Source organism: Shewanella polaris (assembly GCF_006385555.1).
In the GTDB taxonomy this organism is placed as follows: Bacteria; Pseudomonadota; Gammaproteobacteria; order Enterobacterales; family Shewanellaceae; genus Shewanella; species Shewanella polaris.
Genome location: NZ_CP041036.1, coordinates 1489951 through 1516199, shown reverse-complemented (window position 1 = coordinate 1516199; position 26249 = coordinate 1489951). Strand labels below are relative to the sequence as shown.

The window sequence follows — 26249 nt, the reverse complement described above, 5'->3', positions numbered from 1 at the left end:
CCTAATCCAATCATCAGTAATAACGAGATAAATACTTGAAGCAAAACCAGCCATACAGTAAAGTTAGCTCCCTTATTTCATCCTGAAGGTGCAGTCTTCATCGTAAAGCATCACTTAAGGCTAACAGGATGAAGTCTTCATCATTACGGCAAGCAAAATGACCTCCAAAATCACCCGTCAAGCACACGCTTCAGAAGACAGTTTACTGCGAATTTTTACCGCCCCTGAAGATTCAACTTCAACGTTGAGCATTATTGAGCAAAAACTGTCTCAAGACCTCGCAGGGTTTTTAGGCAACAGCATCGCCGCATTGGAAAAACCACTGTCAGAAATAGAAACCGACTTTAGCGCATATCAGATCCCGACAGATCCTAAATTCGTCTCTGATTATGCCGACGAAATAATGCAAAACTTAGTCGCCCATTCAGTCCATACTTCGGCACCCAGCTTTATTGGACACATGACCTCGGCCTTGCCTTATTTTGTATTACCACTGTCAAAAATGATGGTGGGACTAAATCAAAATTTAGTCAAAATTGAAACATCAAAAGCCTTTACCCCATTAGAGCGCCAGGTATTAGGCATGATGCACCATTTGGTGTATCAGCAATCTGATGATTTCTATCATCAATGGATGCACAGCGCCGACCATTCCCTCGGGGCATTTTGCTCTGGCGGCACCGTTGCTAATATCACCGCACTGTGGATCGCTCGAAACCGATTGTTACAACCACACGGTGAGTTTAAAGGTGTAACCCGTGAAGGAATGATTAAAGCATTACGCTTTTATGGCTATGATGACCTTGCCATTCTAGTGTCTGATCGTGGTCATTACTCTTTGGGTAAAACGGCAGACTTGTTAGGTATTGGCCGAGATAACATCATTAGCATCCCAACCGACGAACATCATAAAGTCGATGTAGCCGCCATGCGTGATGCAGCAAAAAAGCTGGTACAACAAAATATTAAAGTCATGGCCATTGTTGGTATCGCAGGCACAACTGAAACAGGTAATATAGATCCCTTAAATGAATTAGCTGCATTAGCCAATGAGTTAAATTGCCATTTCCATGTAGATGCAGCATGGGGCGGCGCAAGTTTATTATCCAAAAAATATAGCCACTTACTAAAAGGTATCGAGTTAGCCGATTCAGTCACTATCGACGCCCATAAGCAAATGTATGTCCCGATGGGCGCTGGTATGGTGCTATTTAAAGACCCAGAACTGGCAAACGCCATTGTCCATCATGCAGAATATATCTTACGTGTGGGTTCAAAAGACCTAGGCAGTCATACTCTTGAAGGCTCACGCCCAGGGATGGCAATGCTAGTAAATGCTTGCCTTCAAATTATTGGCCGTGATGGTTATGAAATCCTCATTAATAACAGCTTAGAAAAAGCCCGTTATTTTGCCTCAATCATCAACCAGCATGCTGATTTCGAGTTAGTCACCGCCCCAGAGTTATGCCTGCTGACGTATCGCTATGTACCCGCATCGGTACAAGCAATACTGACGACGGCAATATCGAACAACAACACAGAATTGGTGTTTAAAATTAACGAGTTATTAGACGGACTGACACAATTCATTCAAAAGCATCAACGCGAACAAGGCAAATCATTCGTGTCACGCACACGCATTAAGCCTGTAAAATACTCTCGTCAACCAACCACAGTATTCAGAGTCGTACTGGCCAACCCGTTAACCAGTCATCAAATTTTGCAAGATGTACTAACGGAACAAGCCAGCATTGCAGCTTTAGACAACGAATATTTACCACAGCTGTTAGCGTTATAGAGGAACTTGGTGAACTACCCACCGACGCACTTCGTGTCGATCAGTGGGTTTTCTCGACATTTTCAATAAAACCTAAATTTCAGACGTAAAAAAGCCCCAACTATTGTTGAGGCTTTTTTACACCATTCTCTATTACTAGAGATTATAATGGTACCCGAGGCCGGACTTGAACCGGCACGCTTATTCAGCGAGGGATTTTAAATCCCTTGTGTCTACCGATTCCACCACTCGGGCAAAGTGTTGTTTTAACCGTTACTAAAAGTAACCATCAAACGTAATATTGTGGAGGCGCGACCCGGAGTCGAACCGAGATAGACGGATTTGCAATCCGTAGCATAGCCATTCTGCCATCGCGCCATCTTTAACCAAATTCAAATCCATCGGATAAGATAAGAAATTGGAGCGACATATCGGGTTCGAACCGATGACCTATACCTTGGCAAGGTATCGCTCTACCAACTGAGCTAATGTCGCCTATATAACTTTTATAATGCTTTATTATCACAGCAAGAAAGGTATCGTCTTTCAACCTATCCAACTGAGCTAATGTCTCGTATTCAATCATGTTAGTTAACATAAACCCCTAAGGCTTGCTGCTGACTCATCACTTGTCTACGGGGAGGCATTCTACCGAATTAACCTCGAGTGTCAATTATTGATTCGTGCATTTTTGATCGTTTGCGCACTAAATAATCTTATTGAACTATTATTACGCTATTCTGCAGTTAAATCTTTCCAAGCTGCTGAAATATAACTCATCATCGACCAGAACGTTAGCGCCGCTGCAATATAAAACAAACCAAAAGCAACATCGGTTAACCATGGTGTCGGTTTCCAAATTAAACCAATAATAGCAACCATTTGCGCCGCAGTCTTATATTTACCAATCCAAGACACTGCTACCACACCGCGTTTACCAATTTCTGCCATCCATTCACGCAAGGCTGAAATAACAATTTCGCGGCCGATCATAAATAATGCTGCAAGGGTTAGATACATATTGTCATATTGCTGAACCAACAATACTAGTGCCGTCGACACCATCACTTTATCTGCAACAGGATCTAAAAAAGCGCCAAATCGAGTTAACTGGCCAAGTTTACGTGCAGCATAACCATCTAACCAATCTGTTAAGGCTGCCAACCAAAAAATAAATGCCGAAACAAATGGTGCCCATGGATAAGGTAAATAGAAAACAGCTATAAATACGGGTAACAAAGCAATACGGAATAATGTCAGTGCAATGGGTAAATTAAACGGCATAAAAAGACCAATTTGTCAGAAGCAGCGTCAATTTTGCCCTAATTTTAGCCCCCTCGCAATGCATCATGAATTGTTTGTGCCATTTCTAAGCTAATTCCGGGCACTTTTGTCAATTCAGCCACACTAGCTCCCTTCACTTCTTGTATTCCACCTAAATGTTGCAACAATGCTTTACGTCTTTTAGGGCCTACACCCGTGATTGATTCTAATGTAGAAGTATTACGCGTTTTCTGGCGTTTATTACGGTGCCCTGTAATGGCAAACCGATGTGATTCATCGCGAATGTGCAACATTAAATGAAATGCAGGTGAGTCACTGGCAACCTCAAACGTTTGCTCACTGCCTCCAACGGTAAACGTTTCAAGTCCGGCTTTACGCCCTTCCCCTTTAGTCACACAAATTAATAGCGGTGGATGATCAATATTAATACACTTTTCATCGACAATCATTTGCGCCACTCTTAATTGGCCAATGCCACCATCAATAAAGACCAAATCAGGTACTTTTCCATTATTATCAATTTTATCAAACCGACGCCTTATTGCTTGATCCATGGCGGCATAATCATCACCACCAGTGATACCAGTAATATTATAACGCCTGTAGTCAGCTTTATGCGGTCCTTCGCGATTAAACACCACACATGATGCCACTGTGCTTTCGCCCATAGTGTGGCTGATGTCAAAGCACTCCATCCGTTTAATTGGCTCATTAAGTTCAAGTGCTTCCTCAAGCAGTTGGAATCGTTGCTCAACGGTATTCTTATGCGACAGCCTAGTCGCTACTGCATTACTGGCATTGGTCATCGCTAAACGTAAAAAGTTAGCCCTGTCACCACGTACTTGAGTCTTTAATTCAAACTTTTTATCTAATGCATGCTCTATCGATGCTTCAAGTTCTTTTATGCCGTCAAAGTGATGGCTTAGGATGACTTCTTTAGGAATGGTACGCTGAATATCAGCATTAAGATAAAACTGACCTAAGAAGGACGACAATACTTCTTCTATGTCGGTTTCGGCTGGTACAGAAGGATAATAGCTACGACTGCCAAAAATTTTACCTTCGCGAATAAACAACAGATGAAAACAGGCAATACCAGACGCGTAATCGACGCCTATGACATCCATATCTCCTTTTTGATTCGTCACTTCTTGCTGTTCTGCTACGCGCCTTAGCGCAGTAATTTGGTCACGATATTGTGCGGCGTGTTCGTATTCCATATCAATCGCGGCAGTTTCCATTTTTGCCACCAATTGCGCTATCACTTGCTTGTCTTTACCACGTAAAAACAAACTCGCTAATTTAACTTGCTCATTGTATTCATCATCACTTACCAGACCAACACAAGGCGCACTACAACGATCTAATTGATACTGTAAACAAGGGCGAGATCGCGATTTATAGTACAAATCATCGCATTGACGGATTGGAAACAGCTTTTGCATTAAATGCAAACTTTCGCGCACAGCACCACCATTGGGGTACGGGCCAAAGTAATGACCTTTTTCACGTTTTGGGCCACGATGATAAGCAAGTCTTGGGTGTTTATGGCCGCTTAACAGAATATAGGGATAAGATTTATCATCGCGCAACAGAACATTGTATTTAGGCATGTACTGTTTGATGTAATCGTTTTCGAGTAATAGCGCATCGGTTTCACTATGGGTAACTGTGACATCAATATGATCGATGTGCGCCACCAGCGCTTGAGTTTTAACATTAGGGATATTGGTTCTAAAATACGAGCTTAACCGTTTTTTGAGATCTTTAGCTTTACCAACATAAATGACTTGTTGGCGTTTATCGTACATTCGATAAACGCCAGGAGCTGAAGTAACATTTTTTAAAAAAGATTTGGCGTTAAAACCACTGGACATGATTAAAGCTACTTAATGCGTTATGAGGAATAAAGTATTCCTGACTAAAATGAACCGGTATCGAGCATTTTGTAACGGATAGCTAAACGGGTCAACTCAACATCACCACCAATGCCAAGCTTAGCAAATAATCGATAACGATAACTATTGACCGTTTTTGGACTTAAATTTAATTTTTCCGAGATGTCATTAACCTTTTCACCATTGGTTATCATCATCATGATTTGTAATTCACGTTCAGACAAGCTGCTAAATGGGTTTTCGTCAGAGTGATTAAATTGACTGAGCGCCATTTGCTGGGCAATTTCTGGTGACAGATATCGTTGGCCACGAGCAACTTGAGTAATTGCGCGTAATACTTCAGGCGATGTAGACCCTTTTGTTAGATACCCAGAAGCCCCCGCCTGCATCACTTTAGTCGGAAATGGATCTTCAGTTTGTACGGTTAACACAATAATTTTTGCATCTGGCTGATAACGCAAAATCTTACGGGTGGCTTCTAACCCCCCCATGCCAGGCATATTCATGTCCATTAAAATGACATCGGCTTCATTCTGTCGAGACCACTGTACTGCGGTTTCGCCATCAGGAGCTTCACCAACGACTTTAATACCACGCTCATCTTCTAAAATGCGACGAATACCCGTTCTCACGAGCTCATGATCGTCAACCAAATATACAGATATCACCTAAACCCACCTATTATTATATGTAACTCAATTTTGAATTTTAGGGCCATTTTTATATATAAAACATTTACATGCGAAATGTTACCGTGAAAATTCAAGGTAGCATTACATATCTTACACATCCCACTAAGCAGTATGAATTTAGCATCTTTACATTTACTTACACAAGCAAAGTCATGATTGAACGTGAGGGATGTATATAAAATACACTGCTTTGTTATATGAGCATTGCAATTTTAACCTTTTTGAATCATTCACCTTGAAGTGTAGCAATAATGGTGCGCGCAGAAGCATGGTCTCGATGCTCACATAAATATAACCCTTGCCAAAGACCAAGGTTAAAGCGTCCGTTAGTAATCGGGATTGTTTGACTCACGCCTATCAAGGTCGACTTTATATGGGCAGGCATATCATCAGCCCCTTCATAAGTGTGTTGAAAGTAAGGTGCATCTTCCGGCGCGAGTACATTAAAATGACGTTCCATATCTCCACGAACCGTGGGATCAGCATTTTCGTTAATGGTCAATGATGCTGAAGTGTGCTGAATAAACACATGCAATAATCCAACATTCAATGATCTCAGCTCTGGCAGTAATTTCATCACTTCGTCGGTAATTAAATGAAATCCACGTCGCTGAGGTTTAAGTATTAATTCTCGTTGTAACCACATTAAATCCATCTCCATCGTATCCGAACTTACAGATAACAGCCATGGCAGTTTCGGTCACATCATTAAATGCCAAATCTGAAGCAGATATAAGAATATTGTACATTCTGAAGTGTCTATTACTCATTGCCACATAATTTACGCTATTTACTCATTTTTAACCGATTTACATCAACGTCACGGTAAATGAACTAACTTACATCAACAAACCTTATCAAATTTATAACCTTGTTAACCCCTATATTGATAGACAAAGACTGACGTGCTAAACAGTAAGCATTCAATGTTAATGCACAACTCGTTATTGCTTGAAATTAATCCCATAATGACATTTCAATTGCCACATAACCCTAAGTGTAAAAAAGAAGAGAAATATTATTGAATAGCGGTGTTTCAAGTGATATTTAACCATGGTTGGATGGTGCTATTTCTCTCTATATTCATATTAAAAAAACAAAGCCACTTGCTAACGGCGTCCGCCTTGTCGATATGTTATGTACCAAGGTTAAACGTTAAATAGTCAGAATCATTAATCGAGTAAGCAGAAACCCCAAATTGAATATCACACAGAAGAACACGATCCCATTGAGACGATCCTTGCACTAATGGAATAATGTCATATAGGTTTACTCATAAAAATGACTTAAAAGAGCAATAAGCACTTAAACATAAGAAATTTTACCGCAGATACTAAGGACTCCACAGTCATCATGTCCAAGGCAGAACATGATGACTGAGCGGTTAATTTATTAAGGCAAGCATCATATTAATTAATAATGAATGTCCTATGCTATGTAATGTTCAATATAAACACTACAAACATGCCCCCCAATTAATACCATCCGTACTGCATTGCTTTATATTAGTATGATTACTTTGCTCAGTTAACCGAGTCCAGCTAATCACCCCAGTATTTGCATCATAGTTTTTATCGGTGGTCACTCTATGTTCTTGAGAGTCGTCAGTTTTACGTTTGTACCAACTAAAGTCAGTATCTTGTATGCCAGTATCATCTGTAAACGTATAACCATAATCAGTTAATAAAGTGACTAACTCTGTGGTTGAATATTCTGCAGAACGGTCTTGTAAATTAACCCAATCATTAAGCGTGGGAAATGCCCCATTCGTTTTAAATTGTGAAAACTGCATAAGATAATTAATATTGTTTTCACTATAATCAACGTAATAAACACGCTCATAAGCTTGAGTAAAAATGTCGGCCGTGAATTGACACTCACCAGTATCTGTTGAGTAGGTATTGCTTAGTGTAAATTGTACCGGTACGAGTTCGACGTCATGAGTAACCATAACACTTTCGTTATTAAAACAAGTCTCTAACTGGCCATCAGCGGTATTTCGCTCATCATAACTAGCGATGTACCTGCCATTGTCCCCCCATGAAAATGCGTTGTTATGACGGCGATAATAGACATATAGAACGGCATCAGTTACGTCGCCATTATCATCGCTGACCATTCTTGCTGATTCTGAGAAAAATTGACGATCGTCTGGGTAGAAAACAACGATATCTCGGTACCAGACATTTTCAGTAAGCTCTTCTGCTGCAGGCGCTTTATCTAGATAATGAATGACTCGAATATAACTAGCGTCTTTGTATAAATCATTTTTTAACAGTTCAGCTTTCTTCTTCAAACTTAAGCTTAACCCTGTAACGTAACGGCGTGCCGTCTGTTGCAGGGCTTGATTGCCATTTTCAATAAAATCACTGAATAAATCATCAATCGATATATTAGATTTTCGAGTAAAATCATCAATGGCTTCATTGATAAGCGAAGCATAGTTCAGCTGGCTTTGAGGATTTTCAATGAGCTGCTTACAACTAGCTTGAAGGACCTCGGTATTTTTATCTGTACTGTTAACGGTAGGAGATGAAGATAACATGTCCCAAACAGCCGACGTTAATGGCGTAATATATGCGGCTTGTTCAGGATTAAACTGACCATAAAGCGGTGGGTAAACAAGTTGATAAGCGGAGGTAACAACACCTTCGGTTTCATCAATTGCACCGACAGGAACATCTACTCTTACTGGTACTAAAGTTGCACATACTTGTTGTTCGGCATTATATTTCAACGAATACTCACCGCCTGTATCGGTGACGTCATTTGGTTCATCTTCATCAAACTCACCATTATTGTTAATATCTAACCACACTGTTGCACCAGTTAAATAGCCATCAATCACTCTACCTTGATGCCCTTGTTGTAAAGGGATAGGTAATACAGTAAGCAGTGTTTCAACACTATTTGTTGCACCTTCATTATCGGTAACAGTTAGTTGCAAACGAAATTCGGTCTCTTGCTGTACGTCAGGAGCAATAAAACCAGTTACAGATTGCGTGGAATCAAAAAACACAATCGTGGGTGCACCATTGTCAATTTGTAGCCATTGATAAGTTTGAATTTGGCCATCGGAATCAGCACTACTAGCGCCATTCAATTGAACTTCGGTCATAGAAATAACAGATGAAATAGACACGATATTGGCTATTGGAATAATATTTTCCAGAGGTGGAGGTTGAATCAATGATATTGGTTCTGATTCACCGTCACTGCCACCACCACATGCTGTTAAACCTAGTAATATCGTTAATGTTATTATTCTTTTTAAATTCACTGTATATCCTTATTTAATAGTTGGCTCTATTTAATAGTTGGCCCTGCATTATTGTTAATTAAAAGAATACCAATTGTTAAATAAATGCACCATTTTGGTTAATTTAAAAGATACTATCACTGTTAATGATTCAAACAAAGCTAAAATTATAATTTTAACAAGTTGATATTTAATATGAATACGCCACTAACCACTGCGTCTTAAGCGTTTAAAACTAATCACCGTGGATGTTTATAATTAAAGATAATTTAGCGAAATAATAGACACACAGCTCATTAGACCGAAAACATTCATTGCAACAGTAAACGCTAACGCTCAAAACTAGAATTTAAGTCGGATTAATTTTACTCGATAAATATTGTCCCACTCATTAGGGTGGGTTTATAAAGTACCCTATAGTATAATTTTAAGTTCGATGCTAGAAATCAGACCTAAGTCAATGTGCGATACAAGATGTTCCTAAATATCGTGTTAAATGCCGGCAATTAACTGTTGAAATGATACTCAATGATTTTAGATACAATATTTGGGAAAAAGCACATATATGTTACCCGTAATAGAAAATGACAAACCTTGGGTTTTAGTTGGGTTTTATCAGTCCCTAGTAAAACCTTTAGGGGCTGTCGGTTTGATCTTGGGAATGATATCAATATTTGGATATCTTTTCGGCATTGAAGCATTATATAGACCAATGGCAAATGGACCCGCTACTAATCCGTTAACCGCAATATGCATGATTTTTATTGGACTAGGTTTGCTATCCACTCTGAATAAAAAAAATCAGAAGCTGCAGTATTTACTTGGGATTGTTGTCATTGTCATTACAGTAGCAAACATCTCAGATTTTATTTTTAATTCAAATGTATCGACACTCCTTACCCCATTCTATAGCCAAGTATTACTTGACCAGGAATTAGGAAAAACCAATGGCTTAGGGATTAATTCCGCTTTGATGTTTTTGGGGTTGGGTTTTAGCCTCACGTTATACCACTTTAAGAAACTCATTGCCGCTCAACTGATTGCTTTCATCACTTTAGCCATACCCATGATATCCATTACTGGTTATGCATATGGACTAGACGAATTTTATGGAAAAATGTCACTATTAACGGCTTCCACTGGTGTTGCTTTTTCAATCGCCACGTTAGCGTTAACAGCAAATATTGGCGCGGTAAAAGCAATACTCAGTCCTTATATTGGTGGAAGAATAGCTAGGTTACAAACCATTTGTGGATATGCTATTCCAAGTATTCTTGGCTACCTTTTGGTCAAATCACTTAATTCTGCTGGCATCGATTCGTTTGGTCTCTATGTTGTGACAATATGTTGGTTTATCATTTTGATGGTGAGTATCTCAGCAATATTTCAAGAAAGAGTCGATATTGAGCGTCGCAAAGGCGAACAGTTGTTATCAATTGCAGCCATGAGTGACAACCTAACAGGACTGGCGAATAGAAGAAAATTTCTTGATTTTGGACAAGAAGCCATTGAACGAATAAAACGTACTCATAAACAAGTTTGGATCTTAATGATAGATATTGATTACTTCAAACGAATCAATGATACCGCTGGTCATGCTATGGGAGATAAAGTGTTAGTAGCAGTAAGCCAGACGCTTAAAGAATCGATTCGAATTGTCGATTTAGTCAGTCGAATGGGCGGAGAAGAATTTTCTATTATATTGATTGATGCTGATATTAAAGGGGTTGAGTTAGTTGCTGAAAAAATCCGTTCTAACGTGGGTAATATGCAGGTCGAAGGTTGGACTAATTTACATGGCGCGATAAATATTTCTATCGGCTGTGGATTAAACGATGGAAGTCAGACTCTCGATGAAACCCTTAAAGATGCCGACGGGGCATTATATCAAGCTAAAAATAGTGGCCGAAATCAAGTTTGCTTTGCTCGAAAATAACAAAATAGTAACGAGCGCAACTAACTACAGACCTTACAAACAAAGCATTTGAAACCGAGATATTTGATTGCTATATACATTTTGCCGTTGATGATATAGCAATCATCTTGTAAATATTGAGGCCATTAACCCACACGATTTGACAACTCAAATATACGATTAGCTGATACTATTAAGTTGATTGACTACTGTTTAGCTAGAGGTAATTAAAAAATCACCTCTATTTTCAATAAATTAAACAAACCTATATTGATATTTCATTAACTAAAACAGCTCTGTTTTTACCCAACGTTATTCAAATTGATTCTGAGATAAAAGACTTGTCACCATGAGGTAATGACAAAAAATATAAGTATATAAATATAAAATTTTCGCTGGCTACATTACCTTATTGACGATAGTCATCAATACTTACAAGCACTTGAATAACGACAACTCAGTTGATACCAACTAACTCAGAACAAAAACCTCATATAATCAAATGTGCAAATCAAAATAAATATTGATAGTCACACACCCAATTTATAAATGAGTCTAGAAAAACCCGTGGTCCGAACGGAGCAAAAGTCGCCGGATAATTCACTAATCCCACCAAGAATAATTAACTATGTCTCAAACAAATTATAAAGTTGACTAATACATCCAAATAACACTTGCATACTTGCGCAAGTGATCGTACATTGCGTTTTGTACTTAATTCTACTTTTAAGAGGCAACAACGTGGATATAAATAAAATTACAATTGCATTGAATGAATTCATTCATGTAGGAGGGGCACTAATTATTGTTATAGCTGTAGTTTCTGTTTTAACAGGCTTTATGCGCGAATATATTCCACAAGATAAGCTACAAAAAAAACTTGTTAAACATGAAAAATGGGGACCATTACTGGGTGCTCTGTTTGGAATGTTGACACCTTTTTGTAGCGCTTCTGTTGTGCCTGTTACTATGGGAATGGCAACTATGGGTGTGTCATTAGGTACCCTTTTAAGCTTTTTGATTTCAGCACCGCTTTGTAATTTTATTGTATTGGCCATGATATTCGCCACCTTCGGATTAAAAGTGACACTGAGTTACTTAGCGATTACCTTATTTGCAGCAATCTTTGGCGGATGGTTTATTACCAAAACACCTTGGCGCAATGAAATTAAGCGCGGGGGCGAGTTAGAAACCAAAACAGCCCCACCACGTTGTTCAGCATCAATAGCTAAAACGCAAAGCTGTGCTACATCACAACCAGCACAAACATGCGGCAGTATAAATAGTGGCTGTGACTCTTCAGCTACACTCACTATGGTTGACGTAATCCCCTCAAAATCGACTAATGCACTGCGTTTTGCGTGGGCTTTATTCAAAAAAATTATCCCCTATGTATTGCTTGGTGCTCTGATCAGTGGAGTGTCTGCAGCATACTTATCTGCAGATATCGTTGAAAAGTATGTCGGTGGAGACAATGTGTTTTCGATCTTAATTGCCGCAGTAATTGGGGTTCCAGTATATTTACGTATCGAAATGGCTATTCCACTTCTTAAAGTATTGATTGTGAAAGGTATGGGTATGGGTCCAGCTATGGCGCTTATTATCGGGGGAACTGGTGCGAGTCTTCCAGAAATTGCACTTGTTTCTGCAGTGCTAAAGCCAAAAGCCGTTGTTGCGTTCGTCTCAATTATACTCACAACAGCCATTATCGGCGGCCTGTTATTTCAATATGTTATTTAACATCTAACGAAGTGATTGTTGGTTATTCCTAATAGACTCATTTTTTTACATGTACATATTACACATGAAATCAATGAGTCTTATCTCTCCTAATGTCTCATTTATAGAGTTGATTATGAAAATTGGAATATTGTTATGTGGTGATGTACCAACTCCCTTAACGGAAAAGTTTGGAGATTACTCAAGTTGTCTTAAAAATCAATTGAATTTGGAACGTGACGCAAAGGTGACAGTTTTGAACGTTTATCAAAAACTAGAATTGCCAAGTGATTTTGATAATTATGACGGTTACATCATCGGTGGAAGTCTCGCTGGAGTAAATGATGACCTTGACTGGATAAAACAACTAACATTATTTATTCGCAATGTTTTCTATAGTGGGAAAAAACTTCTAGGCATTTGCTTTGGACATCAAATGATCCATCATGCATTAGGTGGTGTTGTCATGCGCTCCCCTGCTGGTTGGGGATTAGGTGCTTATGAAGTGACATTACGCCAAGACTTTGAACAACTACACGCTGGAGAAACAATATCAATATTAGCCATCCATCAAGATCAAGTTGTTCGGCCTGCAAAATGTTTTGATATTATCGCCGGAAATGATTTTTGTCCCAATTATCTAACACGATATAAAAAACAAGTATTAACGGTTCAAGGCCATCCAGAATTTAATTTCCTATTTTTTTCAGCATTAATCAATGCAAGTGAAAACAGTTTTTCACCAGCAATATTAGAACATGCAGTAGAAGAACGTACGAGCGAAAAAGATAGACTTTATTTTAACCATTGCGCCAATAACTTTATCCTTGAACGATAAGAGAGGCCTCTAATGCAACAAATTTTATTAGTCAAAACGATAAGCAAGATGTTATCTGGTATAAGTAAATGGTGCGCTTATAGTCAAATGTATCGATTACTGTTAGCGCTTTTTAACGGTGCAGAATGGTCCGAACAGACAAAGGTAGGTCGAAATATTGCATTGCTCGGAATTTTCTGCCCTTTTTTCTGGTTTGCTTTGTTTTCTGGTGCAGATTTATCGGTACTTACTTTTCATGCTTGTCATTCAAGTATCGTTTTCTTAATTGGAGTCGTTATAATGATTATCAGTCTCACAAACAAAAAGCAAAACTGATGGATAATGAACAATATATAGATGCTTTAAAAGCACTCGCCGAACCCAATAGGCTGCGTCTATTTTGGCTACTAATACATGTTGACCAACGAATTACGCTTGCTGAAGCCATGGATGTGACCAAAGAGACGCAATATAATGTATCGCGGAATTTAAAAATACTTTACAAAGCCAAACTACTCACTCAAGAAAAATCAGGTAAGTGGGTTTATTACACTCTTGCGGAACAGAAACTGCCTCATTGGTGTGCCATTGTTGAATCAGTACGAACTCTTCCACCAACGGGATTCTCGGATGTGTCGTCCCTTTGTATGAAACGTTTAGCAATGAGAATTAACAATCAATGTGTGGTTGGACCCAATAGTGACGAATGGCTCAATCAATTTTAAAATGATTGTTTAAAGAAATGAGTTTTACAAAGTCCTGCTTACAATCACACCTTAAATCAATCAATGATGAGTTAAAACAATAACGCGAATAAAGGCGCGGTGATCACCATGGCTATACCAGTAAAAATCATCGTTAAACTTGCGACAACGCCTTCTTCTCGGCCAATTTGATTCGCTTTAGCTGCTCCAGCACCATGGGCTGATGCGCCTAATGATATTCCTCGTGCCAAGCTGCTTTTTATCTTGGCAGCTTTAAAAAGAGGGTCACAAATGAGCATTCCCATAATACCTGTCACTAACACTAACATTGCGGTTAATTCAGGGACGCCACCAAATGCACTTGTTGCTTCAATAGCAAAGGGAGTTGACACAGATCTTACAATTAGGCTTTTAGATAGTTCTGCCGGCATATGAGTGAAATGGAGAATCAACCATGATGAGCCAACGCCCAAACATAACCCCACTAAGACACCAACACTTATGGTTAATGGATAACGCTTAATCAGAGCCCTTTCTTTATAAATGGGTACCGCAAAAGCAATTGTCGCAGGCGCTAATAACGCAGGCAGCCAATGGGTAAATTGAAAATAATCGACTAATGGAATTTGAAATATCACCACAGTCAACAAAATAATAGTTGGTGCTAAAATAATGGGGGCAAACCAAATGCGCTGCTGACGTAAGTACAAACGCTTACTAAAATAATAACCTACCAACGTGAGTAATAAACACAATACACCTAATAATGAACTATTCATTGCTACTACCCATTCAATTCAATTTAAACTGCACGTAAACGCTGAGATGTAATGTTGTTTAAACGTTGCTGACGTTCAAATTTAAATAGCTTATCGACAATAAACGCCGTCCCCAATAAGACACTCGTACTCGCCAATAACATACATATAATCAACTCAGCACCATAGCTTTCGAGTATTAATTTATACTTGGTCATAGCGACTACAGGGGGGATAAAAAATAATAGCAAATCACCAATTAACCATGCTGAACCTTGATTAACAATTTTTTCGGGAACCCACTTACAAGACAATAAGACTAATAACACCCCCAAACCAATAACACTGCCAGGAATAATAGAATGAACGGAGTGAGCTGCCAATTGACATAACCAAGCAAATAAACATAAACCACTCACTTGGATAATTAAGGTTGTTTTACACTTTAAATAAGTGTTATGGGTATTCAGTAAAGATAACATTTGGTTTCACGACATGGTTTTTTAGTTGATATAAAGAGTTTACCCTTGCTTAATTGATAAAAAAAATGAATATTAATGATTGACTACATCACTTTTGGTTATGGTAATGGATCTTAAAGCACTGCACTATTTCATTGAGGTTGTTAATGCTGGCGGTTTCGCTAAAGCATGTCACACAGCATTTGTAACTCAACCGGCCCTCTCAAAGGCGATACGCCTACTGGAAGAAGAACTTGGTATGGTATTGCTAGAACGCGGTAAACGCGGCTCACAAATACGGTTAACTGAAGCTGGCCAAGTAGTATATCAACATGCATTAACGTTACTGGAAGGTCGCCAACTCATGATGGCTGAGCTCGATAGTTTACGTAACTTAAGTGGTGGTACGCTAAGGCTAGGTTTAGCGCCGCTTGGAAGTGCTGAGTTATTTGCCCCTGTGATAGCAAAGTTTAGGCAGCAATATCCTAATGTTGAGTTGAAGTTACTGGTACGCGGTGGGATAGAACAAACTGTAGCCTTACACAAAGATGAAATAGAGCTTGCGACTGGCATTATTGATTTCGAAGATGAGTTTGATGGTATTCGCGTTCGTAATGAGTCAATGGTGGTAGTACTGCCCGCAGCTCATGAGTTAGCGAGTAAAAATACCCTACAGTTAAGTGAACTGAATCAATTAGCTCAGGTGATGTTTGAACCAGAATACGCCCTATATGAACTAGTATTAGCCGCTTGTGCAAAGGCAGGATTTAAACCGATAAATATCACTCGTGTTAGCCATGCCGATTTTGGTATTGCACTGGTGGCCGCTGGCATAGGGGTAATGATACTGCCAAAAATTATTGCTGAACGATACAGAGTTGATGCGGTTGTTAATATTCCCTTAGCCAGTGAGGATTTACGTTGGGAACTATCGCTGTTTTGGCGTAAACAAAAACATTTATCTTTTGCGGCGCAAGCCATGCTTAAACTAGTGAAACAACATTTGAGTCAACTAGAGAGTCAACCAAAAATCTAATCAACTGAACAACATATACGTTTTACAAAAAATTTCTAACCCAAGTCTGACACTCTGTCTTTCACCCAATAAAAAGGCCTTATCTTTGAGATGCCTTACTAGTTGAATCTTGAGGAGGGATAGCTTGCTTGTAATAAAGAGGAACCCTTGGGTTCAAAGTCCTATCTTTCGCCCAAATAAAAAGGCCTTATCTTTGAGATGCCTTACTAGTTGAATCTTGAGGAGGGATAGCTTGCTTGTAACAAAGAGGAACCCTTGGGTTCAAAGTCCTATCTTTGTCTAGTCCAAGTAAAGGCCTTACTTTTGAGAGGTCTTGTTCGTTGGATCTTGCGGAGGGATAGTTTGCTTGTAATAAAGAGGAACCCTTGGGTTCAAAGTCCTATCTTTCGCCCAAATAAAAAGGCCTTATCTTTCGATAAGGCCTTTTTATTTGAATGTGGCGGAGGGATAGGGATTTGAACCCTAGAACGGGATAAACCGTTGCCGGTTTTCAAGACCGGTGCATTCGGCCACTCTGCCATCCCTCCGAACGGGCAGAATAATATAAGTAACGCGTTTGGATGTAAACCATAATTTAAAAAAAATTATCTGAATGGATAGCATTTAATCAAAATAAGTATATTTTTATCATCATTAATACCTATGTTGACAATGACAATGTCTATTCGCTGACTTTTTATTGTCTTTAATCATTTAAATGACAATGAGATGACATTGAATGATGGAATCTGCTGAGGCTTTTACGGCGCTTTATGCTAATATCATTTCATTATTTTCATTGTCGCAGTCAAATTACCACTATATGAATTCAACGCTATTGCCTAGTGCGAAACTCGCTCCTCAATATCATTTACCAGACTCATCGACTTGTGCATTTTTCCCTAGTCATTTATTGCTTGGTCAAGAACGAGTTGTCGATACCTTCAAACTCATGAGCAAAATAGATTCACAACATTTATTTCTTGCTGATTTTTTAGGTGTAGATAGACCACTATTTATCGATGCGTTGGTAACTCAAGCGAATACACCATCAAGTCAATACTTGGTGGCAACTAAAAAGTTACAGGAAGATAGTGAGATTCAATTTAAATGGCAGCAAACTCTTCCACCTGAACATGTCGGTATTATCGCTAAACAAGAGTCACTGTCTTGCTATTTACAAGGGACAATTCGCCGTGCGGATCTACTAGGTAGAATGCTTAAAACTGATAAATCAAGCGTTTATAAGCCTGGCGCTTTAGCGTCTAACCATTTCGTGTTTATTTGCTTAGCATCATTATGGCAGCGAGAAAACCTTTGGGATTTGTTAATGCAAATTCTGCATGATGGTTTTTACCGCATCAATAATGAGTTAGCCCCCATTCCACTTAATTGTAAGATCATACTTGTAGGTTCTGGTTTATCGTATAGTCAGCTTAGAGTTGAAGATCGAAACTTTAGTCGTCATTTTCCATTGTTGGCTGAAATGAGCAACGAAGTTGATTTAACACAGCATCCTGAGTCTGCGTATGTACAGTGGTTGAATGTGCTTGCCCACGCAGAATCGGTTGAGTTAGAACCACCTAGTCTATTACCGATATTTTGGTATAGCTCCCGTTTGGTCGAGCATCAGCAACGGTTAAGTTTAAGCATGTTGGAATTTAGACAACTATTAGGTCAAGCAAAAGCCTATTGTGGTCAATCTGCATTAAATGCTGGCGCTATTGCTAAAGCATTGGAAAAGTTAACCTTCCGTCATAATAGTTCTGAAGTATATTCTGCTCAAAGTTTTGATGATAATTTCATCAATCTGCCAACTAAAGGCGCTATGGTAGGCCAAATTAATGCCCTTACGGTGATAGATACTGGTGATTATACTTATGGCGAACCTGCACGTATTACCTCATCAGTTCATTATGGCGATGGTGAAGTGGCAGATATTGAACGTAAATCAGAGCTAGGCGGCAATATTCACGCTAAGGGCATGATGATCCTATCTGCTTGCTTATACCGAATTTTTGGTCGTGATGCACCTCTTCATCTCAATGCTAATATTGTATTTGAGCAGTCTTATCAAGAAATTGATGGTGATAGTGCTTCACTCGCAGAGTATTGCTGTTTAATGTCTGCAATAGCAGAGCAACCTATTATTCAAAGTTTAGCGGTGACAGGCGCATTAGATCAGTTTGGCAATGTGCAAGCGATTGGTGGCGTAAATGAAAAAATTGAAGGTTTCTTTAATTTATGTCAACGCCGAGGCCTAAGCGGTGAACAAGGTGTTATTATGCCTAAAGCCAATGTATTACAATTGAATCTCGAACCCGCTGTCATTGAGGCTATTGATAAAGGATTATTTCATATCCATGCTATTGAACATATGGATCAAGCAGTTGAACTGCTGATGCAGATGCCTGCTGGTATTGCCAATGAAGATAATGACTTTGCTCCAGACACGCTTTACGGATTAGTACAACAACGTTTAGATAAATTAGCAGGGCAAGATGACGACGATGTGCAATTGAACTTTTTTGCTAAATTGTTAGCTAGATTACACATTATATAGTGATCGGAGTTGTTTAGCTTACACGTGTTCGCTATCTTGTTAAAATTATCAGTCAATTAAGTGGTATGAATTTAAATGGAAAAAGCTAATAGTTTCACGAAAGAACAACTTATCGCCTGTGGTCATGGCAACCTTTTAGGTCCAAACAGACCACGTTTACCTGTCGACAATATGTTGATGATAGATCGTATTATTACCATTAATGAAAATGGTGGAGAATATGGTAAAGGTGAAATTATTGCTGAACTTGATATCACACCTGACTTATGGTTTTTTGATTGCCACTTTGTCAGTGATCCCGTTATGCCTGGTTGCTTAGGTTTAGATGCAATGTGGCAACTGGTTGGCTTTTACTTAGGCTGGGAAGGCGCTGAAGGTAAAGGTCGTGCATTAGGCGTTGGTGAGGTGAAATTTACCGGACAAGTATTGCCTGAAGCCAAGAAAGTGACTTACAAGCTCAATATTAAACGTAAAATTCATCGTAAATTGGTTATGGGTATTGCCGATGCTACTATGGAAGTCGATGGTCGCCAAATTTATGCTGCAACTGATTTAAAAGTGGGTATTTTCAGCGACACCTCAACGTTTTAAGCACTCTCGGTTACCTTGATTAGCTTCCATTATCACATTTAATGCCCTCCGATATTTATCGCGAGGGCATTTTGTTATGTGTGGCTCGTTAGGTTAAGTATTACTTGTTAAATAGGCCATTGAGGCGACCGTCAATACCTTCACGCCAACCGCCTAACCATTGAGATCGAGAATCCAGATTTGAATGGGGGCAAACCTCTTTCGATCGCCCTCCCACTCCGGCTTGAAATCCTTTTGAAAATGCCCTGTCTAAACGATCTCTTTTCTGTCTTTTCATATAAATGCCCTCTTCCATTGACAGGCTTCTGTTGACATGATGTAGCTGAAGCCTTGAATATAGGAATAGAACGTTTTTTAACCAAAATCAATCTAAAAAAACGTCACTTTAATGATTTTCTATTAAGATATTGAGAATTAAGTTAAAAAAAATCGAGGTTTTTTACCTCGATTTTCTATAATTCTAGACTACCTCGTTGGTTTGAGGTACTAGATGCTATTGATTAGAGTAAGCTACTTTTTGACTCGACGACGTAACCATAATAATGGCAAGGTGAATAGCCAAGCAAAGCTAGCTGCACCTAAACGCTCATAAGACTCATCATCATCGTCTACATCAGAAGAACTACAGGCTTCACCACCAGTGGTCTTCAAAACAACCATACGTGGCAAGTAAGATGTGACAGGATCACCATTACCATCTAATTCAAACAGAGGTAACCCATTCTCACCAATGATTAATTCATTGTCATCATCGTATTGATATTCAGGCTTAAGGATAAACCCAGTCCCGACGATAGTGCCATCTTCATTAATACTATTAGCTTCTACGATTGATATATCAGTTCCATAGGTTAATATTTCACCGGTACCATCTTCAACACTTATCGTGTGACGAACCCATTCACCGTCAGTATTTTTCTCATAACCTTTAGACTCACAGGTTAACTGATCATTTAAGTTTACAAATTCGCTGGTGTTATTATCAAATAAGAAACCAACTTTCGGACGCGGTTTTTCTTGATCGTAGGTAGATTCAATATAACCAACCACTTGACCTTGATTATTGATGTCTTTTGGCTTACTGCTTAAATCTGATAACGACGTTAGGAAGTCATTAGGCGTTATGATGCCTTCTTCTGGATTATTGGTATCTAATGTAAAGAACTTACTACGTAAATAACCATCAATATACTTGCTGTAACTGCCCACAAGAATACCGGAATCATTGATATCATAAGCAATGGAATAATAGACTTCGTCATCCATTTCAACCCAATTGTATTGATAGTCGCCATTACCATCTTTTATCCAATAGGCAGCATCAAAGTACAAATCATCTTCGTTACCATTACGATATACATGAGAACGACCTGCAACATCACCGTTAGAGTTAATACCAAGACCTTGCGCTGTATAAATAAGCGTTGAATCTTCGTCAGGGGTAAGCCCCAATTCCAATACTGTTAGCTCTGGTAAACCATCTTCATCTAAATTATCGAGATCCCACACAAAACCACGAGTTTGATAATTAATATAACGCGTGCCGTAATCTTCATCAGGGTATTGCCAAGCCTGTACACAAATATCTGTTGGAATTGGATTATCTGCATCGGTATCTTCTGCAGCAGTAATACAAGCATCGATAAGGTCTTCACTTGAGGACGATAAGGCTGTGCTGCCATAACCTACTACAAGGTTATTGCTATTCACCCTTGAAGCAACAGACCAACCACCCACTTCAACAGTCGCAGCATCAATGTCAGCAGTTTGTTCACGCTCATAAGTAGTATAAGAAGGTAATAACGGATATTCGATGTCATTTTTGACGGCTATACCGCGCATTTCAAAATCACGATAGTAAAAGTACTCTTGAGTGGTGCTGGTACCTTCGTAATCTAAAGTGAGTTCTTCACCCGTATAAGCACCTACTTTGACACCATTGTTGTTGATACCGTAAAAATAGGTATCTACATCATTCACAATTAATTCATCGTCTGAATCAGTATCAGTACTAGAAGGATCAAATGTACCAGCTAAGCTAAAAAATTCAGGAACCCAAGAACCCACGGAGGCATTTTCACTTGAAATGAAGGTAAAGTTGTTAGCTTCAATTTCAGAATAGACTGAATAGGTAATGGTTTCAGCTTCAGAAATACCATCTTCCACATCAATGATTGAATCATCAACGTCATCTACCGTTAACTTATTTTTACCTTTGGAAATGCCAACGAGTTCATCTTCATCATTAATGGCCATGGCATAGCCATTTCGTGTGCCATCAAGGGTACCGTTTAAATCGAAATCTTCGATATTAACAATTTCATATACTGATGCAGCTTGGGCCGATCCAATGACACTTAGAACACCTATCGCAACAAGTGATAAGGCTTTATCAAACTTTAACTTCATGTAACTATTCCTGTTTTATTATGCTTTACTTCAGTGACTCAAGCTCTTCCCATCGCTCGAAGCAAACTTCTAAATTTTGTTCTTTTTCAGCCAACAGTTGTAATTTTTTATTAACTAAATCCTGTGGTTGACTATAGAAATCTGCGCCTGCAACTGTTTGTTGCAATTGCGCAATATCTTGTTCGAGCTGTTCCATTTGGCTCGGAAGTGTTTCTAATTCTTTTTGCAATTTATAAGACAGTTTTTTGGTAGCTTTCTCAGGGGTGCTTACAGGCTTTTTCTCAACCACTGCAGAAGGTTGGACAACAATATCTACAACAGGTTCCTCAGAATAAAATTTTGCGCCTTGAGCGACGGCATCTTGGTAGCCACCAACATACTCAGCCCATTGACCATTACCGGCAAACCACCAACTACTAGTAACTGTGTTATCGATAAATGCCCTATCGTGACTCACGATAAGTAATGTACCTGCAAAATCGGCAAGTAGCGACTCTAACAACTCTAAAGTCTCAATATCAAGATCGTTTGTTGGTTCATCAAGAATAATTAAATTTGCTGGACGCAATAATAATCTCGCCAGTAGCAAACGGTTCTTTTCACCACCCGAAAGTGCTTTTACAGGAGTACGAGCACGCATTGGCGAAAATAAAAAGTCTTGCAGATAACTCAGAATATGGCGATCTTGACCATTAATTGTGACGGTACTTTTACCGTCTCCAACATTTTCTTCTACGGTTTTCTCTGGATCAAGCGCTTCACGATACTGGTCAAAGTAAGCAACGTCTAGTTTGGTGCCCACTTTTATTTCGCCTGATTGAGGTTTGAGCTTTTCAATCAGCAACTTGATGAGTGTTGATTTACCACAACCATTTGGACCAATTAATGCAATTCGGTCACCGCGAATGACTGTGGTATTGAAGTTTTTCACCAAATTTTTGTCAGGTAAATTATAGTTAAGATCTTTTATATCAAATACTAACTTACCAGAGCGTTCGGTATCAGACACCGCCATTTTGGCGTTACCTTGACGGTTTAAGCGTTCGCTACGTTCTGTACGTAATGCTTTTAACGCTCGTACGCGGCCTTCATTTCGAGTACGACGAGCCTTAACACCTTGACGGATCCAAGTTTCTTCGTCGGCAAGTTTCTTATCAAAATGCGCGTTTTTCTCGGCTTCAACACGTAACCATTCTTGCTTACCATCTAAATAGGCTTGGTAGTTACCAGGAAACGAAATAACCACACCGCGATCTAAATCGACAATACGCGTTGCCATGCGCTGAATAAAACCACGGTCATGGCTTACAAATACGATTGCGCCTTTAAAGCTCAATAAAAATTGCTCTAACCACTCAATGGTATCAATATCGAGATGGTTGGTTGGTTCGTCAAGCAACAGTAAATCTGGGTTAACGACCAATGCGCGAGCTAATGCCACTTTGCGCTGCCAACCACCAGACAATTCGTTTAATGGCTTATCTGGATCTAAGCCTAACAATTCACAGTTTTGAATAATACGCGAATCTAATTGCCAACCTTCATTGTGATCTAATACTTCTTGCAGACGTTGCATTTGATTAAGCATGCGTTCCATCTGCTCAGGGTTAGCATCTGCAACATCATGGGATAATTGATGGTACTTTTCTAAAGCTTCACCAATTTCTTTAAGGCCTGCTGCAATGTAAGCGTAAACCGTTCCGGTTTCTGCTTTAGGAGGATCTTGTTGTAAACGGCTAACATTAACGTCATTTGCAATATTAAACTCACCATCATCAAGTAATACATCACCTGATAACACTTTCATTAAACTTGATTTACCAGTGCCGTTGCGACCAACAATACACACGCGTTCACCAGGTTCGATGGTAAAATCTGCATTTTTCAGCAAGGGAGTGTAACCGTAGGCTAACGAGCCATTATTAATGCGTACCAGACTCAATCTAATCTCCTAAAAATTCTTGTAATTGCTCGGCATCAAAAGGCCAAAATAGTTCACGTTTACCCTGTACAAATACCGGAATACTCATACCGTAACGTTCGGCAAGTGATTCGTTCTCGCAAATATCAATATGTTGATAATTGATAGCAGTTTGTTCAATCAAAGCTTGGGCTATGTCACACAGATGACAACCCTCGGTGTAATAAAGCACGTACGTTATTGAACTATTTTTTTGCATGGGTCAGTAACCACACATTATGAATATGCGGATTACGTTTATAATCCAGCGGTAAACATAAATGGTCGATATTGGTCACGTCGATACCAGCTTGATTTAGCGCTTCAATATCCATTTTAAATTTACGTTTGTTATTTGAAAATATAAGCTCGCCATTTGGAGACAACAGCTTAATCAGTTCACCTAACATTTCAGCATGGTCACGTTGAACATCCCAACTGTCTTCCATACGTTTTGAATTTGAAAACGTAGGAGGATCAATAAAAATTAGATCAAACTTCTGTTGGCTGTTGTCTTTGATCCACTGTAAACAGTCTGCTTGAATAAAGTCGTATTGTTTACCCGACAATCCATTTAAGGCAAAATTTTCTTTAGCCCAAGTGATGTAGGTGTTGGACATATCGATGGTTGTGACCGATTTAGCCCCACCAATAGCCGCATGTACAGAGGCAGAACCAGTATATGCGAATAAGTTAAGGACATTCTTACCCTTAGATTTATCGCCAACCAACTTACGTGTAACACGGTGATCAAGGAACAAACCAGTATCCAAATACCCCGTTAAGTTGAGTTTAAATTTAGCACCGTATTCTTGTGTAATAACTTCAACTTTACGTTCATCAATCTTTTGATACTGGCTAGCACCTTTTTGACGCTCACGGGTTTTTAACGTAATACGATCTGGATGGATACCTAAAGCACCAGGCAACGCTAATAACACATCACTAATACGGCGTTTAGTAACCGCTTCTGGGATCGTTGCTGGTGCTGAGTATTCTTGAATAACCACATAATCGACATATTTATCAATCGCGACATTATATTCTGGCAAATCGGCATCATATAATCGGTAGCTGTCGATACGCTCTTTTTTAGCCCATTTAGCAAATTGTTTAACATTCTTTTTAATGCGATTAGCAAATGCTGGAGCGATGTCGGTAATATCAACGCCTTCTGGCAATACCGGTACATCTCGGCGAGTACTTTTAGCATGCAAAGTGTAAATATTGAACGCGCACTCTAATGCACCGTTAAACATTTTCATCTGCTTATCGGCTTTAAGTTTTAGAGAAGAAATTAGTTCAATATCGCTGCACAACATGGCAATTTTCCAGCCACCAAACTCTTTCTTAAACTTGTCACCTAATTGGTAGTAGAGTTGTAAAAGTTCAGTCACATTACCTAAACGCTCACCATAAGGAGGATTAGAAATCAAAAAGCCTTCACTCACTGGTGGAGTGACATCGAGTGCATCTGACACGCAAAATTCAATTAATTCAGCCACACCAGCATTTTCAGCATTGCGCTTAGCGATAGAAATCAGGTGAGGTTCTATGTCTGAACCGTAAAATTTGAGTTTACAACGAGTTTTGCCCAATGTTGCACGCGCTTGAGCTTCGTCAAAAATAACCTGCCACATTGCTTTATTGTGACTTTGCCAATTTTCGAAACCAAATTTCTCGCGTTTTAACCCTGGTGCAATATCGGCAGCCATTAATGCAGCTTCAATTAGTACCGTTCCACTACCACAAAATGGGTCAAGTACAGTAATAGGGTTCGCTTGCCAACCACTGCGTACCAACATATTAGCAGCGAGATTTTCTTTTAATGGTGCTTCACCCGTAGTTGAACGGTATCCACGCTGATGTAAAGAGGCGCCAGAGAAGTTCATTGAAATAGTCAGTTGACCGTTACGGTAATGAGCATCAATTTTAAAATCTGGATTAACACGTTCTACATCCGGACGAGGTGTACCATCATCACGAAAACGGTCAACTACAGCATCTTTAATTTTCAACGCACCAAATTGAGTGTTGTTAATAAATCCACCCGTGCCGTGAAAATCAATACTGAAGGTTTTTTTATGGGAAAAATGTGATGGCCAATCAATGCAGTATGCTGCGTTATAAAGTTGCTCAGCAGAATCACAAGCACCTTTATAGATCACTAATACGATACGACTCGCTAAACGGGTCCATAATGTAATTCGATAAGCCAGCTCTAGAGATGCAGTAAAATACACTCCGGCAACACTTTCTTTGACGTCGGTGGCTCCAAACTCTTTAAGTTCAGAAGCAAGGCTATATTCGAAACCCTTTGGGGCAGCAGCAAAAAAATTAAACATGTATTAGTCAGTCATCGGTTACGCAAAATTCAGTGCAGCATTATACCTGCTCAAACACATAACCCCAACGACTTATCGAAAT

The 26249-nt window shown here is 39.2% G+C and carries 21 protein-coding genes and 4 tRNA genes; 9 read left to right on the top strand and 16 right to left on the bottom strand.

Annotated features, from left to right (window positions below; all coding sequences use genetic code 11):
* The first annotated feature begins 157 nt into the window (after window positions 1–157).
* Entirely contained in the window at window positions 158–1798 is a 1641-nt protein-coding gene (panP, locus tag FH971_RS06695; RefSeq protein WP_140233785.1) for a pyridoxal-dependent aspartate 1-decarboxylase PanP, read from the top strand.
* A gap of 148 nt (window positions 1799–1946) precedes the next feature.
* On the opposite strand, the gene FH971_RS06690 is transcribed toward panP, so the two are convergent.
* The 8 genes from FH971_RS06690 to FH971_RS06655 all read right to left on the bottom strand — a co-directional run bounded on the left by FH971_RS06690 (window position 1947) and on the right by FH971_RS06655 (window position 8931).
* Window positions 1947–2032 (bottom strand) — tRNA-Leu (locus tag FH971_RS06690).
* Window positions 2033–2081: 49 nt separating this feature from the next.
* A tRNA-Cys gene (locus tag FH971_RS06685) sits at window positions 2082–2155 on the bottom strand.
* A gap of 41 nt (window positions 2156–2196) precedes the next feature.
* Window positions 2197–2272: transfer RNA gene (locus tag FH971_RS06680), tRNA-Gly, on the bottom strand.
* A gap of 240 nt (window positions 2273–2512) precedes the next feature.
* Window positions 2513–3061, bottom strand: coding sequence for a CDP-diacylglycerol--glycerol-3-phosphate 3-phosphatidyltransferase (gene pgsA / locus FH971_RS06675; protein WP_137221653.1), 549 nt, complete (start codon window positions 3059–3061; stop codon window positions 2513–2515).
* Between the two features lie 44 nt (window positions 3062–3105).
* Window positions 3106–4938: an excinuclease ABC subunit UvrC gene (uvrC, locus tag FH971_RS06670; RefSeq protein WP_137221655.1), complete on the bottom strand. Its 1833-nt coding sequence runs from the start codon at window positions 4936–4938 to the stop codon at window positions 3106–3108.
* A gap of 44 nt (window positions 4939–4982) precedes the next feature.
* Window positions 4983–5627 carry a UvrY/SirA/GacA family response regulator transcription factor gene (uvrY, locus tag FH971_RS06665; protein WP_140233784.1) on the bottom strand — a complete coding sequence of 215 codons (645 nt, stop codon included), beginning with the start codon at window positions 5625–5627 and terminating at the stop codon, window positions 4983–4985.
* 250 nt (window positions 5628–5877) lie between these two features.
* Window positions 5878–6297, bottom strand: a complete 420-nt coding sequence (locus FH971_RS06660) for a secondary thiamine-phosphate synthase enzyme YjbQ (protein WP_140233783.1) — start codon at window positions 6295–6297, stop codon at window positions 5878–5880.
* Window positions 6298–7107: 810 nt separating this feature from the next.
* Complete coding sequence (locus FH971_RS06655; RefSeq protein WP_140233782.1) at window positions 7108–8931, bottom strand: PKD domain-containing protein; 1824 nt, start codon at window positions 8929–8931, stop codon at window positions 7108–7110.
* A gap of 544 nt (window positions 8932–9475) precedes the next feature.
* On the opposite strand from FH971_RS06655, the gene FH971_RS06650 reads away from it, so the two are divergent.
* From FH971_RS06650 to FH971_RS06630, 5 genes are all read left to right on the top strand, one after another.
* The gene (locus FH971_RS06650; protein ID WP_140233781.1) at window positions 9476–10846 is read left to right on the top strand and encodes a GGDEF domain-containing protein; all 1371 of its coding nucleotides are present in this window, start codon (window positions 9476–9478) and stop codon (window positions 10844–10846) included.
* A 720-nt stretch (window positions 10847–11566) separates the two neighbouring features.
* Window positions 11567–12565, top strand: a complete 999-nt coding sequence (locus FH971_RS06645) for a permease (protein ID WP_167495989.1) — start codon at window positions 11567–11569, stop codon at window positions 12563–12565.
* A 115-nt stretch (window positions 12566–12680) separates the two neighbouring features.
* Window positions 12681–13382 (top strand): type 1 glutamine amidotransferase, encoded by a 702-nt coding sequence (locus tag FH971_RS06640; protein ID WP_167495988.1) that lies wholly within the window; start codon window positions 12681–12683, stop codon window positions 13380–13382.
* A gap of 12 nt (window positions 13383–13394) precedes the next feature.
* Complete coding sequence (locus FH971_RS06635; protein WP_140233779.1) at window positions 13395–13697, top strand: hypothetical protein; 303 nt, start codon at window positions 13395–13397, stop codon at window positions 13695–13697.
* On the top strand, window positions 13697–14086 hold the full coding sequence (locus FH971_RS06630; RefSeq protein WP_140233778.1) for an ArsR/SmtB family transcription factor: 390 nt from the start codon (window positions 13697–13699) through the stop codon (window positions 14084–14086). Before FH971_RS06635 ends, FH971_RS06630 begins: the two co-directional genes overlap by 1 nt.
* Before the next feature lie 71 nt (window positions 14087–14157).
* Here the strand turns inward: FH971_RS06630 and FH971_RS06625 are convergent, their stop codons facing one another.
* Window positions 14158–14844, bottom strand: coding sequence for an LrgB family protein (locus FH971_RS06625; RefSeq protein WP_140233777.1), 687 nt, complete (start codon window positions 14842–14844; stop codon window positions 14158–14160).
* Window positions 14845–14867: 23 nt separating this feature from the next.
* Window positions 14868–15305 (bottom strand): CidA/LrgA family protein, encoded by a 438-nt coding sequence (locus FH971_RS06620; RefSeq protein WP_140233776.1) that lies wholly within the window; start codon window positions 15303–15305, stop codon window positions 14868–14870.
* A 106-nt stretch (window positions 15306–15411) separates the two neighbouring features.
* Between FH971_RS06620 and FH971_RS06615 the strand changes: the two genes are divergently transcribed.
* Window positions 15412–16320 (top strand): LysR family transcriptional regulator, encoded by a 909-nt coding sequence (locus FH971_RS06615; protein WP_137227307.1) that lies wholly within the window; start codon window positions 15412–15414, stop codon window positions 16318–16320.
* Between the two features lie 437 nt (window positions 16321–16757).
* On the opposite strand, the gene FH971_RS06610 is transcribed toward FH971_RS06615, so the two are convergent.
* Window positions 16758–16847: transfer RNA gene (locus tag FH971_RS06610), tRNA-Ser, on the bottom strand.
* Window positions 16848–17122: 275 nt separating this feature from the next.
* Here FH971_RS06610 and FH971_RS06605 point away from each other — a divergent pair.
* A complete protein-coding gene (locus tag FH971_RS06605) occupies window positions 17123–18862 on the top strand; it encodes an AAA family ATPase (RefSeq protein WP_140235536.1) in 1740 nt (579 codons plus the stop codon).
* A gap of 75 nt (window positions 18863–18937) precedes the next feature.
* A complete protein-coding gene (gene fabA, locus FH971_RS06600) occupies window positions 18938–19453 on the top strand; it encodes a bifunctional 3-hydroxydecanoyl-ACP dehydratase/trans-2-decenoyl-ACP isomerase (protein ID WP_140233775.1) in 516 nt (171 codons plus the stop codon).
* Between the two features lie 100 nt (window positions 19454–19553).
* Here fabA and rmf read toward each other — a convergent pair whose 3' ends face one another.
* The 5 genes from rmf to rlmKL form a co-directional block, all read right to left on the bottom strand.
* Window positions 19554–19730 (bottom strand): ribosome modulation factor, encoded by a 177-nt coding sequence (gene rmf, locus FH971_RS06595; protein WP_011638106.1) that lies wholly within the window; start codon window positions 19728–19730, stop codon window positions 19554–19556.
* Window positions 19731–19963: 233 nt separating this feature from the next.
* A complete protein-coding gene (locus tag FH971_RS06590) occupies window positions 19964–21862 on the bottom strand; it encodes a DUF3466 family protein (protein ID WP_140233774.1) in 1899 nt (632 codons plus the stop codon).
* 25 nt (window positions 21863–21887) lie between these two features.
* The gene (locus FH971_RS06585; RefSeq protein ID WP_140233773.1) at window positions 21888–23804 is read right to left on the bottom strand and encodes an ABC transporter ATP-binding protein; all 1917 of its coding nucleotides are present in this window, start codon (window positions 23802–23804) and stop codon (window positions 21888–21890) included.
* A gap of 1 nt (window position 23805) precedes the next feature.
* On the bottom strand, window positions 23806–24042 hold the full coding sequence (locus FH971_RS06580) for a glutaredoxin family protein (protein ID WP_140233772.1): 237 nt from the start codon (window positions 24040–24042) through the stop codon (window positions 23806–23808).
* Entirely contained in the window at window positions 24029–26167 is a 2139-nt protein-coding gene (gene rlmKL, locus FH971_RS06575; RefSeq protein ID WP_140233771.1) for a bifunctional 23S rRNA (guanine(2069)-N(7))-methyltransferase RlmK/23S rRNA (guanine(2445)-N(2))-methyltransferase RlmL, read from the bottom strand. Before rlmKL ends, FH971_RS06580 begins: the two co-directional genes overlap by 14 nt.
* Window positions 26168–26249 lie beyond the last annotated feature (82 nt).

Excerpts from the sequence above, each read along its gene's own strand:
- panP (WP_140233785.1), top strand. The coding sequence starts at position 158 with ATGACCTCCAAAATCACCCGTCAAGCACACGCTTCAGAAGACAGTTTA.
- pgsA (WP_137221653.1), bottom strand. The coding sequence starts at position 3,061 with ATGCCGTTTAATTTACCCATTGCACTGACATTATTCCGTATTGCTTTG.
- uvrC (WP_137221655.1), bottom strand. The coding sequence starts at position 4,938 with ATGTCCAGTGGTTTTAACGCCAAATCTTTTTTAAAAAATGTTACTTCA.
- FH971_RS06660 (WP_140233783.1), bottom strand. The coding sequence starts at position 6,297 with ATGTGGTTACAACGAGAATTAATACTTAAACCTCAGCGACGTGGATTT.
- FH971_RS06650 (WP_140233781.1), top strand. The coding sequence starts at position 9,476 with ATGTTACCCGTAATAGAAAATGACAAACCTTGGGTTTTAGTTGGGTTT.
- FH971_RS06640 (WP_167495988.1), top strand. The coding sequence starts at position 12,681 with ATGAAAATTGGAATATTGTTATGTGGTGATGTACCAACTCCCTTAACG.
- FH971_RS06635 (WP_140233779.1), top strand. The coding sequence starts at position 13,395 with ATGCAACAAATTTTATTAGTCAAAACGATAAGCAAGATGTTATCTGGT.
- FH971_RS06630 (WP_140233778.1), top strand. The coding sequence starts at position 13,697 with ATGGATAATGAACAATATATAGATGCTTTAAAAGCACTCGCCGAACCC.
- FH971_RS06625 (WP_140233777.1), bottom strand. The coding sequence starts at position 14,844 with ATGAATAGTTCATTATTAGGTGTATTGTGTTTATTACTCACGTTGGTA.
- FH971_RS06620 (WP_140233776.1), bottom strand. The coding sequence starts at position 15,305 with ATGTTATCTTTACTGAATACCCATAACACTTATTTAAAGTGTAAAACA.
- FH971_RS06615 (WP_137227307.1), top strand. The coding sequence starts at position 15,412 with ATGGATCTTAAAGCACTGCACTATTTCATTGAGGTTGTTAATGCTGGC.
- FH971_RS06605 (WP_140235536.1), top strand. The coding sequence starts at position 17,123 with ATGAATTCAACGCTATTGCCTAGTGCGAAACTCGCTCCTCAATATCAT.
- fabA (WP_140233775.1), top strand. The coding sequence starts at position 18,938 with ATGGAAAAAGCTAATAGTTTCACGAAAGAACAACTTATCGCCTGTGGT.
- rmf (WP_011638106.1), bottom strand. The coding sequence starts at position 19,730 with ATGAAAAGACAGAAAAGAGATCGTTTAGACAGGGCATTTTCAAAAGGA.
- FH971_RS06590 (WP_140233774.1), bottom strand. The coding sequence starts at position 21,862 with ATGAAGTTAAAGTTTGATAAAGCCTTATCACTTGTTGCGATAGGTGTT.
- FH971_RS06580 (WP_140233772.1), bottom strand. The coding sequence starts at position 24,042 with ATGCAAAAAAATAGTTCAATAACGTACGTGCTTTATTACACCGAGGGT.
- rlmKL (WP_140233771.1), bottom strand. The coding sequence starts at position 26,167 with ATGTTTAATTTTTTTGCTGCTGCCCCAAAGGGTTTCGAATATAGCCTT.